This is a genomic window from Nocardia sp. CDC160 (assembly GCF_035818795.1).
Classification (GTDB): domain Bacteria; phylum Actinomycetota; class Actinomycetes; order Mycobacteriales; family Mycobacteriaceae; genus Nocardia.
The window spans coordinates 1,617,734-1,629,326 of sequence record NZ_JAYKYT010000001.1 but is presented as its reverse complement, the minus strand read 5'-3'; the positions used below and the strand labels follow the sequence as shown (position 1 = coordinate 1,629,326).

Sequence of the window (11,593 nt, the reverse complement as noted above, 5' to 3'; positions counted from 1 at the left end):
GCTCATAGACTCGCAGTCATGGATGCCGCCGAATGGGACGAGCACTACTCCCAGACCGAATTGGTGTGGGGCGCACCTCCGAACGAGACGGTGGTCGAGCAGGTTTTCGGGTTGGAGCGGCGGGTGCCGGTGGCCGGGCTCGGGATCGGCGAGCCGCGGCCGGAACTGCCGCGGGCCCTGGATCTGGGGTGCGGCGAGGGGCGCAACGCGCTCTGGCTGGCCACCCACGGCTGGCAGGTGGACGCCGTGGACTTCTCGCAGACCGGCATCGACAAGGGCCGCACGGTCGCCTCGCGACTGTCCCGCTCGGTGCGCGGCCGCATCCACTGGGTCCACGCCAATGTCACCAAGCTGGACGCCGCCGACATCACCGGCCCCTACGAGCTCATCCTCATGGCCTTCCTGCACCTGCCCGCCGACGATCGCCGCGCGCTCCTGCTGCATTCGGTCGACATGCTCTCCCCCGGCGGCACCCTGCTCGTCATCGGCAACGACACCCTCAACCTGACCGAAGGCTATGGCGGCGAACGGAATCCGGCCCTGACCTTCACCCCCGCCGACATCCTCGCCGACCTGGCACCCGCCGAACCCGACATCCGCGTCCGTCACGCCGACCGCGTCCGCCGCCCCACCGAATCCCACGACGCCATCGACGCCCTGGTGGTCGCCACCAAACCTATCCCCGAACCCCCTACCGAGGAACCCGCCCTCGGCGGGGTCCCCCAGCCCCCGACCCTCGATCTCTTCTAGCCATCCAGCGCTCGTCGGCGCCGGGCAGGCAAGCCCGTGAGGTGCGCGCTCTTCGCCCACAGCTCGGCCCGTCGGCCCGGCTCGGTGGTGTGGGCCGCGGTGGGAACGTCCTTGCGGCGCACGAAGAATCGGCCGGTCACGCCCGCCAGCTCCGGCGCGGTGGCCAGCCACACCGGGGTGTCCGCACCCGCGTCCGGACCGGGCAGCAGCGGGTTGATCCACTGGGACCAGCCGAAGACCCGAAGGAGTCCACGCGCGGAGTCCCGGCCCAGGCCGGTGTGGCGAATGATGCCCGGGTGCGCGCCATTGACGGTGACGCCACTGCCCGCGAGGTGTTCGGCCAGGCTGTAGACGAACATCGCGTTCATGTTCTTGGTCTGCCCGTAGGCCACGAAAGGCCGGAAACTGGGCGGGAATCCGAGGCCGCGCGGGTTCTCGAAACCGAGATCCTCGAGATTCGCGGGAACTCTCCGCAGTGCGGTCGGTGACGCGCCCACCACGATCAGTCGCGCGGATCCGCCTGCGGCGGCGATGTTCTCGCCCAGTGTGCGCAGCAGCAGATACGGCGCGAGGTGATTGGTTGCCAACGTGCGCTGCAGCCCTTCGGCCGTGTGATCGCCGAGTTCGGCGACCACGGCCGCATTGCTGATCAGAATGTCGATCCTGGTGTCCCGCAGGCGATCCGCAAGCTGCCGGACGTCTTCCAGCAGGGACAAATCGGCCAGTTCGTCGCGCAGTCGTGCGCCCGGGACCGCGGCGGTGATCCGTTCCCGCGCGGCGGCCAAACGCCCCCGGTCCCGCCCGACCAGCACCACCTCCATTCCGGCGGCGGCCAGTTGTCGCGCGATGGCCTCCCCGATGCCGTTCGTCGAACCCGTGACGACGGCCGTCGTGCCCTGATCCATGCCCACTCCCTTCGAGGTTGACAACGTCAACCTAAGGGCAGAGGTTGACGTTGTCAACCGCCGATTAGGATGGTCCGATGCCCCTGTCCACGCGCACCGTCCTGCTCGACTCCGCCCTGCGCCTGCTCGATGCCGGAGGCGCGGACGCGGTCACACTGCGCGAGGTCGGCAAGGGCGCGGGCGTCTCGCACAACGCGCCCTACAAGCACTTCGCGAACAAGGAGGCACTGCTCGCGGCCGTCGCGGCGCGCGAATTGTCCGAGCGCGTGGCGGAATTCGCCCGCGTCGTCCAGGACCGCCCCGACCCCCTCGAGATGTTGCGCGCGGTCCTGCACGGCTACATCTCCTGGGCCCTCGAATACCCCGCCCGCTTCCACCTGGTCTTCGGCCGCTGGACCGAGGAGACCCCCGAACTCGCCGAGACCGGCGCCAATGCCCAGGCCGCCCTGATCGCCCTGGTCGCGCAGGCCCAGGCGGCGGGCAGCCTGCCCGCCGCGGATCCCGAACGCCTGGCCTCCCTCGTGCGCGCCACGGCCCACGGTGCCGTCGGGTTCGCCGCCACCGGCCACCTGTCCGCCGACGGCAAGGGTCACGCGGATCCCACCGACCTGGTCGACGACCTCCTGACGTACCTGACCCGCGCCCGCTGACCCGTCCGGGGCTCAGGTCGTGGACCAGCGCTCCAGCCACGGAGTTACCGCGGCGACGATGTCCTCGAAGCCCGCGCGGTACGAATGCGCCTGTCCGGCAATCACATGCACCTCGGTCGCGTCGGCGGCGTCGGGGATGCCGAAGGGGTCACGAGCGCCGTTCACGACGATGACCTCGATATCGGCGGGGGCGAGCAACTCGTCGCGGCGCGACTTCTCCGGCTTGCCCGGCGGGTGGAGAGGGAACGACAGGGCGAGCACGCCCCGAACCTTGGCCGCGCGCGCCGTCCGGCACGCGACCCGCGCGCCATTGCTGCGCCCGCCCTGGATCACCGGCACCCCGCGCACCTTCTTGCGCAGTGCCGCAATGATTTCCAGCCAGGCCGCGTCCTGCGCCTCGGCCTTGCCCGGGGCCCGCCGACCCGCGACCCGGTAGGGCTGGGTCACCAAGGCCACCGCGCCGCCCAGTGCTACGGCCGAATCACGCACGGCGAGCAGGTCTTTCGCGTCGACGCCGCCGCCCGAGCCGTGCGTCAGCACCAGCAGGAAGGTCGGCTTGTTCCGCCCGGGACGGTCGAGCTCCACCTCCGCCGGTCCACCACTCGTCTCGATGCGCATGAGGGCACGGTAGCCAGCCGCCCGCGTCCGCCCCGCGCGGCACACCGCAACGACGGCTCAGCGCCGACGCCTGGATTCGATGATCCAGACCGCGACCAGCCCGGCGAGGCTCGCGATCGCGCCCAGAATCACCAGGTCCGGGGTCATGAATCCAGTGTGCGCGGGGGTTGCCTACTCGGCCGCACCCACTGTGTCGAGGGACTCATGTCCCGACGGCGTCGATCTCGCGGCACCGGCGCTAGCTGCGGGAACGGGATCCCCACGGGCTCAACGGAACCCCGGGTCTCGGCAACTCGCGTGCTTTCTGTCACATTCGGCCGCGATGACCTTGGCGACCCTCCTACCGGTCGGTAACATGGCGCATAAGTTACCCGCCAGTAGCGCTGCTTTACGGTGTCTACCCGGTGGAGACCTAACGGGCGGGAACGGCACACACCGAACCGCACCCATCTCAATGGAGAGTGAGTACGACCATGGGTCACTACAAGAGCAACGTTCGCGACCTCGAGTTCAACCTGTTCGAGTTCCTGGGCATCCAGAAGCTGCTCGACGCCGGTGCCTACGGGGATCTCGACGCCGACACCGTCAAGGAGATGCTGAGCGAGGTCCGTCGCCTGGCCGAGGGCCCGCTGGCCGAGTCCTTCGCCGACGCCGACCGCAACCCGCCGGTCTTCAACCCCGAGACCCACACGGTCACTCTCCCCGAGTCCTTCAAGAAGTCCTACCGCGCCCTCGAGGACGGCGGCTGGTCCAAGGTGCCGGTCCGCGAGGAGCTGGGTGGCCTGGGTGCCCCCTCCGTCGTCGGCTGGGCCCTGGGCGAGATGATCCTCGGCGCCAACCCCCCGGCCCAGATGTACGCCGCCGGTGCGGGTTTCGCGCAGGTCTTCTACAACAACGGCACCGATGAGCAGAAGAAGTGGGCTCAGATCATCGCCGACCGCAACTGGGGCGCCACCATGGTGCTGACCGAGCCCGACGCCGGTTCCGACGTCGGCGCGGGTCGCACCAAGGCGATCCAGCAGGAGGACGGCTCCTGGCACATCGAGGGCGTAAAGCGCTTCATCACCTCGGGTGACTCCGACGACCTGTTCGAGAACATCATGCACCTGGTGCTGGCCCGCCCCGAGGGTGCGGGACCGGGCACCAAGGGCCTGTCGCTGTTCTACGTGCCGAAGTACCACTTCGACTTCGAGACCCAGACCCTGGGTGAGCGCAACGGCGTGTTCGTCACCAATGTCGAGCACAAGATGGGCATCAAGGTCTCGGCCACCTGCGAGGTCACCTTCGGCGGCCACGGCGTGCCCGCCAAGGGCTGGCTGGTCGGCGAGATCCACAATGGCATCGCGCAGATGTTCGACGTCATCGAGAACGCTCGAATGATGGTGGGCACCAAGGCCATCGCCACCCTGTCGACCGGCTACCTGAACGCGCTCGAGTACGCCAAGACCCGTGTCCAGGGCGCCGACCTGACCCAGATGACCGACAAGGCCGCGCCGCGCGTCACCATCACCCACCACCCGGACGTGCGTCGTTCGCTGGCCATGCAGAAGGCCTACGCCGAGGGCCTGCGCGCGGTGTACCTGTACACCGCCGCGCACCAGAACGCCGACATCGCCGAGCTGGTCTCGGGTGCCGACAAGGACACCGCGTTCCGCGTCAACGACCTGCTGCTGCCGATCGTCAAGGGTGTCGGTTCCGAGCGGGCCTACCAGTACCTGACCGAATCGCTGCAGACCTTCGGTGGCTCCGGCTTCCTGCAGGACTACCCGATCGAGCAGTACATCCGCGACGCCAAGATCGACTCGCTGTACGAGGGCACCACCGCCATCCAGGCGCAGGACTTCTTCTTCCGCAAGATCGCCCGCGACCGCGGCGTGGCCCTGGCCCACGTGGCCGGGCAGGTACAGAAGTTCATCGAGCGCGAGGGTGGCAACGGCCGCCTGAAGGCCGAGCGCAAGCTGCTGGCCACCGCCCTCGAGGATGTCCAGGCCATGGCCGCCACCCTGACCGGGCACCTGATGGCCGCCCAGCAGGACCCGAAGGAGCTCTACAAGGTCGGCCTGGGTTCGGTCCGCTTCCTGCTGGCCGTCGGCGACCTGCTCATCGGCTGGCTGCTGCTGGCTCAGGCCGAGGTCGCCATCAACGCCCTCGACAACGGCTCGACCGAGAAGTTCTACGAGGGCAAGATCGCCACCGCCCAGTTCTTCGCCCGCAACGTGCTGCCGGAGCTGACCTCGGTCCGCACCGTCCTGTCCAACCTGGACAACGACATCATGGAGCTGGACGAAGCCGCGTTCTGACGCGGCGGCGCAAGGGGTTTCACCCCGTGAAGGCTGAATAAGGAATGGGGCCCGGGTAGATACCCGGGCCCCATTCCTTATGGGGAGGGAATTTCAGGGGGCTCCGCCCCCGAGCCCCCGCTGGGGCTCCGCCCCAAACCCCGCTGGCGCTCCCGCCCCAAATACCGGGAAACGGTCAGCGGCACCGCGGGGAAACCGTCAGCGGCCCAGAGTTTCTCGGATGAGACGGAGCGCTTCGGGGAGTTCGGTCGCGGTTTCGCCGGTGCGGGGGAAGTGGCCGCCGGAGGGGGTCACGGTGGCGGTCGCGCCGAGTTCGGTCACGAACTTCATGATGTGGTCGGGGGTGGCGGCGGCGGTGACCGGGTCGTCGGCGGCGTGCAGGATGCGGAAGGTCTTGGCGGACCGGCGGATTCGTGGCCAGTCGAAGCCGCCCGCGAAGAACGGGGCCAGGGCGTCGTACCCGACCTCGCCCGCCATGGAGGCGACCAGCACGACACCGGCGAAGGGGCCGCTCGCCTCGGTGTCGTGGCTTTCGAGCAGGCGCAGCACATTCACGCCACCGAGGCTGTGGCCGACCAGGACGGTGTCGGCGGGAGGAGCCTCCAGCACCGCCTTTTGCAGGGCCGAGAGCCAGTCGGCGGCAATGGGATTCGCGGGTTCGGGCAGGGCGGGGACGCGCACGTCGTCGCCCGGCAGTTCCGCGCGCAGGTAGGGGTACCAGTGGTCCCCGGGGGTCATCGCGTAGCCGTGGGATACGACGATCGTGCTCATGTCCGTCTCCATCAGGGTGGTGTCGTACTGCCAACAAATCGAAACGCTACGTTTCGATTTGATTGGAGTCAAGGCCGCTGCTACCGTGACCCCATGCCCACGACCGATCGCCCCACCCGCACCGGCGGGCGGGTGCGCAGCCAGGACGCCCACGATGCCGTGCTCGCCGCCACCGCCGAACTGCTGGAGGAGATCGGGTATCGGCGCATCACCATGGAAGGCGTCGCGCAGCACGCGAAGGTCGCCAAGAGCACGATCTACCGATGGTGGAAGTCCAAGCCGGAATTGGTGATGGAGGCCTACCGGCGAACCGTCGAACAGCGCATGCCGATCCCCGACACCGGCGATATCCGCGGCGATCTCACGGAATTCACCACCGGGCTGTACGGGATCGGCTCATATCCGGTGCGGGTCAAGGCACTTCGCGGACTCATGGCCGAGGCGCAGCTGGATCCGGCGTTCGCGGTGGCCTTCGAGGAGTGGGCGGCCGGACGCCGGGCGGTCGTCATCCAGCTCGTGGAGCGAGGTGTGGCGCGCGGGCAGGTGTCGCCGGAGATCGATGCCGAGTACACCGCCGATCAGGTGTTCGGCGTGTTCTGGTACCGGCTGCTCACCGACCGCGAACTCGATCCGGAGCAGGCCGGGATCCATGTGGACCGCCTGCTCGCGGGGCTCACTCGCAGATGACCGTGGGGACCGGGTCGTACTTGACGGTTCGGGTGTGGCGGGAGATTTCCTTGCCGGTCTTGGCATCTCGAATCACGCGGGTGTCGGAGGTGGTGAAACCCGGTGCGCCGGTGGAGGCGATGCAGTCCTTGCCCTTGGGGAGAGTGATGGTCTTGGGCTCGGTGGGTTTGGTGCGGTCGCCGGTGATGGATTCGACCTCAACGGTTTTGGTGCTCCACAGCCGGACCGTGATCGAGGAGTCGTCGGCGGCGGTTTCGATGACGACGCCGTAAGGGGTGTTGTTGCGGAACTTCAGGTCGATCGCGCCGTCGAAGACGGTGGCCTCGCGGGCGGCGGGATAGCGGGAGATGTAATAGCTGTGCTCGGTGTGGCCCGCGTCCTCGAGGCCCGCGAAGTACGCGGCGTTGTAGAGGGTGGTGGCGAACTGGGAGATGCCACCGCCGACGGCCGTGGCCGGGCGGCCGTTGTTGATGATGCCGGACTCCACGTAGCCCTGGGCCGCGCCGCGCGGGCCGGTGAAGTCGTTGAGCGAGAAGGTTTCTCCGGGCTTCACGAGCGCGCCGTCCACTTTGCGGGCGATCACCCGGATGTTCACGCCGGACGGGCCGCTGAAGCCGCCCGTGGTGAACGAGCCCACCGGTTCGACGACACCCAGCTTGTTCGCGTCCTCGGTGCTCAGCTTGGGCTGAACCTGCCGATAGACCACGGCCTTCGAGCGGCTCGACGGCGAAACCAGCACGGCGGTAAGCCCGTCGAGGGTCTTGCCCCAGTCGACGAGGGTGCCGACGACGGCGGGGCGCACGCTCGCGCGGGAGCCGGACAGTTCGAAACCCGCGTCGCGCGGCGGTACCTCGGTGGACTGTAGTTGCGGGGCCAATCCGGCCGTCAACGCCTCGGTATTCGTCGAAAGGTCCAGTCCGCCTTGGTCGTTCGGGTGAAAGGAGAGCGCGCCCGCGATCTGGCCCGGGTCGAGGGTGGCGTCACCGCCCTGACCGGTGAAGGTGATCGGGGCCCGCACGGCGGGTTCGGCGACCTCCCGCAGCGCGCGGTCCACCGCGTCGGAGCGCACCCGCGCCGGGGTCTGCACCACGGGCAGCTCCAGCACCGAGCCGTCGGCCCAGTGTTCGGCGAGCGTCGTGCGCGCGGCCGCGACGTCGAGCACGCGACCGGGAACCGGGCGCACCGCCACGGCCCTGGCGTCCTCGAAGACGATCCCGCCCTCGACCGGCTGCCGGTCGTGCGCACGCAGGGCATCGAGCTCCCGATCCAGGGCGGGGGCGTCAATCGTGGCCGCGGGCTCCACCTTCCGGGTGACGAAGAACGACGCGAGCCGGGTGAACGGATTCTTCGGCTGCCCGCCGACGCGCGCCCAGGTGCCATCCCAGTCCACACCCAACCCGATGTCACGCGGCACCAGATCGGTGGTGACATCCCCGGTGCGGACCGTGAGCGGCTGTGCCGCACGCCGATCGAGCGCCGTCTCGAGCCGGTTCCGCGCCGCAGCCCGGTCCATCCCGCCGATATCGATCCCGGCCACCTGCGTGCCGCGCGGCACCTGCCCGGACGACAGCGACCAGTCCACCGCGTACCCGATCCCGGCCGCGGCCATCAGCACACCCATGGCGATTCCGGCGCGGCGAGCCGTATTCGAGTTCAGAAAGTGACGCAGGCCAGCGCTTTCACCGGTCACGAACATCCTCCCCAGCAGGCAGCAAATCTTCTGCAACGATAGCGGGAGGCATAAAGAGAGCCCCGTGCGGTTGCCGGGTCGGGGGTCTGGCAACAGCACGGAGCCACCCCTTCTATCGATACCGGATTCAGGGCGTTACACACCGTTCCATCCGATCGGAAAAAAATTCTGCAACCCTCGACTGGGACAATCGGGGCGGACCGGGAACCTACGACGCGAGGAGACCTCCATGCAGCTCGGAATGATCGGACTCGGCCGGATGGGCGCGAATATCGTGCGCCGCATCGTGCGCGACGGACACACCGCGGTCGGCTACGAACGCCGGGTCGAGAACATCGACCAGCTCTCCGCCGAACTCGGCGAAAGCTTCCAGGGCAGCACCGAACTCCAGAAGTTCGTGGCCATGCTCGACGCCCCGCGCGTGGTGTGGGTCATGATTCCGGCGGGCGCGACCGGCGCGGTCATCGACAGCGTGGCCGAGCTGCTAGAACCCGGCGACATCATCATCGACGGCGGCAACAGCCGCTACCACGAGGACATCGCGCGCGCGAAGGCGCTGCGGCCCAAGGGCATCCACTATGTCGACATCGGCACTTCCGGCGGCGTGTTCGGCCTCGACCGCGGCTTCTGCCTGATGATCGGCGGCGAAAAGGACACCGTCGCCTACCTGGACCCGCTGCTGAAATCCATCGCGCCCGGCGTGGACGCCGCGCCGCGCACCCCCGGCCGCACCGGCACCCCCTCCACCGCCGAGCAGGGCTATCTGCACTGCGGTCCCGCCGGGGCGGGCCACTTCGTGAAGATGGTGCACAACGGCATCGAATACGGCGCGATGGCCGCCTACGCCGAGGGCCTGAACATCCTGCACCAGGCGAATATCGGCACCCAGCAGAAGGGTGAGCATTCCGCGGAGGTGACGCCGCTCGAACATCCCGAGTACTACTCCTACGACATCGACGTCCCCGAGGTGACCGAGGTGTGGCGGCGCGGCTCGGTGGTCGCCTCCTGGCTGCTCGATCTGACCGCCGCCGAGCTGTACGCCGATCCGAACCTCGACACCTTCTCCGGCCGCGTCTCCGATTCCGGCGAGGGCCGCTGGACCGTGGACGCCGCCATCGACGAGGGCGTCCCCACCCCGGTGCTGGCGGCGGCGCTGTTCCAGCGCTTCTCCTCGCGCGGCAACGCGGTCTACGGCGACAAGATCCTCTCGGCCATGCGGCAGGCCTTCGGCGGGCATCACGAGCTTCCGCAGGGGTGAATTCGCCACGCACGGTGGAACACCCGGTGCCGATGGGGTGGAACACCCGGTGTCGATGGCGAGAACTCCCGCGCGGGGAGCTACCGTCGGGGCATGCGCCTTGCTCCGGGGATCGCCGTCGCGGTGACCGCTCTCGCCCTGACCGCCTGCTCGAGTGGCTCGAACTCGTCCAATCAATCGGCCTCGACCAGCACCGGAGCGCCGAGCACCAGCAGTGCCGCGCCGACAACGACTCCGACGCAACAGGATTGCGCGGCCATGTACCTGTCGCAGTTCACGCTGCGGCAGAAGCTGGCGCAATTGCTGACCGTCGGCGTCACCGGTGAGGCCGATGCCGAGAACGTGGTGAAGACCGAGCAGATCGGCGGCATCTTCATCGGCAGCTGGACCGACAAGGCCATGCTGGCCCAGCACCAGGTGGACGCGGTGCAGAAGGCCTCGCGAATACCGCTCATGGTCACCATCGACGAAGAGGGCGGCCGGGTTTCGCGCGCGAAGGACCTGATCGGGGTCGCGCCGCCCGCGCGGTCCATCCCGGGATCCATGAGCCCCGACGAGTTCTACAGCTTCAGCCTGGACCGGGCCAAGAAGCTGAAGGCGCTGGGCCTGACCGTGGACTTCGCCCCCGACGTGGATGTCAGCAGCCAGCCCGATGATTCGGTCATCGGCGACCGCTCCTTCTCCGACGATCCGGATGTGGTGGTGCAGTACGCGGGCGCGTTCATTCGGGCCATGAACGACGCCGGGATGGGCAGTGTCATGAAGCACTTCCCCGGCCACGGGTCCGGCTCGGGCGACTCGCACACCGGCGCGGTGCACACCCCGCCGCTGGATCAGCTGCAGAACAAGGATCTGGTGCCGTTCCGGAAACTGGTGGATTCGGGGGCGGCCGTCATGGTCGGACACCTCGACGTGCCCGGGCTCACCGACCCGGATCGACCTGCCAGCATCAGCAAGGCAGCCATGGCACTCCTGCGGCAAGGCACCGGCTACGGCGCAGCACCCTTCGAGGGCGTCATCTTCACCGATGATCTGGGCGGCATGGCGGCCATCACCAACCGCATGACCATCGAGGAAGCGGTGGAGGACGCCCTGGTCGCGGGGGCCGACAATGCCCTGTGGATCACGACCGACGCGGTACCGAAGGTGCTCGATCGACTGGAGGACGCGGTCAAGAACGGCCGCTTACCGGGCACCCAAGTGGATAAGTCGGTCATGCGCATGGCAAAGTTCAAGGGCTCCGCGCCGCACTGCTGAGCGGCAGGCAAATCCTCGGCAATTCACGATCGCGGAACTTACCATGGAGTAAGATAAGAGCTTCGGAATTGTCCATAGGAGAGTGAATGGCTGGCGGAACGAAACGGCTTCCGCGCGCGGTGCGCGAGCAGCAGATGCTCGACGCCGCCGTGGAGGTCTTCTCGCGCAAGGGGTACCACGACACCTCCATGGACGCCATCGCCGCCGAGGCGAAGATCTCCAAGCCCATGCTGTACCTCTACTACGGATCCAAGGACGAGCTCTTCCGCGCCTGCATCCACCGCGAGAGCATGCGCTTCATCGAGGCCGTCGCGGTCGCTGGCAACCCCAAGCTGACCCCGCACGAGCAGTTGCGCGCGGGCCTCGAGGCCTTCCTGTCCTACGTGGACCAGAACCGGCTGTCCTGGCAGGTCCTCTACCGGCAGGCCCTGGGCCAGGCCCCCTTCGCCTCGGAGATCTCCAACAGCCGCGACCGGGTCATCGAGCTGACCGCCAAGTTGCTGGAATCCAGCGCCAAGTACGCCGAGCCGGGCACCAATTTCGAGGTGGTCTCGGTCGCGGTGATCGGCGCGGGCGAGGCCATCGCCGACCGGGTGGCCAGCGGCCAGATCGACATGGCCGAGGCCGTGAACCTGCTCGACGATCTCGCCTGGCGCGGTCTGTCCGGCAACAAGAAGAAGGCCGAACAGGTCTGACGGCGACCGGCA

11 protein-coding genes are annotated in these 11,593 nt (G+C 68.4%); 7 read left to right on the top strand and 4 right to left on the bottom strand.

Features of this window, described 5'->3' with window-relative positions; translation table 11 throughout:
* Positions 1 to 18 precede the first annotated feature (18 nt).
* Complete coding sequence (locus VMT40_RS07260; RefSeq protein WP_326357130.1) at positions 19 to 750, top strand: class I SAM-dependent methyltransferase; 732 nt, start codon at positions 19 to 21, stop codon at positions 748 to 750.
* Here the strand turns inward: VMT40_RS07260 and VMT40_RS07255 are convergent.
* Positions 747 to 1,655: an SDR family NAD(P)-dependent oxidoreductase gene (locus VMT40_RS07255; RefSeq protein ID WP_326357129.1), complete on the bottom strand. Its 909-nt coding sequence runs from the start codon at positions 1,653 to 1,655 to the stop codon at positions 747 to 749. The two genes, VMT40_RS07260 and VMT40_RS07255, sit on opposite strands and share 4 nt — an antisense overlap.
* Before the next feature lie 77 nt (positions 1,656 to 1,732).
* Here VMT40_RS07255 and VMT40_RS07250 point away from each other — a divergent pair, with 77 nt between their 5' ends.
* Positions 1,733 to 2,305, top strand: coding sequence for a TetR/AcrR family transcriptional regulator (locus VMT40_RS07250; RefSeq protein WP_326357128.1), 573 nt, complete (start codon positions 1,733 to 1,735; stop codon positions 2,303 to 2,305).
* A gap of 12 nt (positions 2,306 to 2,317) precedes the next feature.
* On the opposite strand, the gene VMT40_RS07245 is transcribed toward VMT40_RS07250, so the two are convergent.
* A complete protein-coding gene (locus tag VMT40_RS07245) occupies positions 2,318 to 2,923 on the bottom strand; it encodes an alpha/beta hydrolase family protein (RefSeq protein WP_326357127.1) in 606 nt (201 codons plus the stop codon).
* A gap of 473 nt (positions 2,924 to 3,396) precedes the next feature.
* On the opposite strand from VMT40_RS07245, the gene VMT40_RS07240 reads away from it, so the two are divergent.
* Positions 3,397 to 5,223 (top strand): acyl-CoA dehydrogenase, encoded by a 1,827-nt coding sequence (locus VMT40_RS07240; RefSeq protein ID WP_326357234.1) that lies wholly within the window; start codon positions 3,397 to 3,399, stop codon positions 5,221 to 5,223.
* Between the two features lie 198 nt (positions 5,224 to 5,421).
* Here VMT40_RS07240 and VMT40_RS07235 read toward each other — a convergent pair whose 3' ends face one another.
* The gene (locus tag VMT40_RS07235) at positions 5,422 to 5,994 is read right to left on the bottom strand and encodes an RBBP9/YdeN family alpha/beta hydrolase (protein ID WP_326357126.1); all 573 of its coding nucleotides are present in this window, start codon (positions 5,992 to 5,994) and stop codon (positions 5,422 to 5,424) included.
* 93 nt (positions 5,995 to 6,087) lie between these two features.
* On the opposite strand from VMT40_RS07235, the gene VMT40_RS07230 reads away from it, so the two are divergent.
* Positions 6,088 to 6,681, top strand: a complete 594-nt coding sequence (locus VMT40_RS07230; protein ID WP_326357125.1) for a TetR/AcrR family transcriptional regulator — start codon at positions 6,088 to 6,090, stop codon at positions 6,679 to 6,681.
* Here VMT40_RS07230 and VMT40_RS07225 read toward each other — a convergent pair.
* Positions 6,668 to 8,371: a VanW family protein gene (locus VMT40_RS07225; protein WP_326357124.1), complete on the bottom strand. Its 1,704-nt coding sequence runs from the start codon at positions 8,369 to 8,371 to the stop codon at positions 6,668 to 6,670. The genes VMT40_RS07230 and VMT40_RS07225 overlap by 14 nt on opposite strands.
* Positions 8,372 to 8,600: 229 nt before the next feature.
* Between VMT40_RS07225 and gnd the strand changes: the two genes are divergently transcribed.
* The 3 genes from gnd (at position 8,601) to VMT40_RS07210 (ending at position 11,581) form a co-directional block, all read left to right on the top strand.
* Positions 8,601 to 9,629, top strand: a complete 1,029-nt coding sequence (gene gnd, locus VMT40_RS07220; RefSeq protein ID WP_326357123.1) for a phosphogluconate dehydrogenase (NAD(+)-dependent, decarboxylating) — start codon at positions 8,601 to 8,603, stop codon at positions 9,627 to 9,629.
* Between the two features lie 93 nt (positions 9,630 to 9,722).
* Entirely contained in the window at positions 9,723 to 10,886 is a 1,164-nt protein-coding gene (locus VMT40_RS07215; protein WP_326357122.1) for a glycoside hydrolase family 3 N-terminal domain-containing protein, read from the top strand.
* Positions 10,887 to 10,972: 86 nt separating this feature from the next.
* Positions 10,973 to 11,581 (top strand): TetR/AcrR family transcriptional regulator, encoded by a 609-nt coding sequence (locus VMT40_RS07210; protein ID WP_326357121.1) that lies wholly within the window; start codon positions 10,973 to 10,975, stop codon positions 11,579 to 11,581.
* Positions 11,582 to 11,593: the final 12 nt, after the last annotated feature.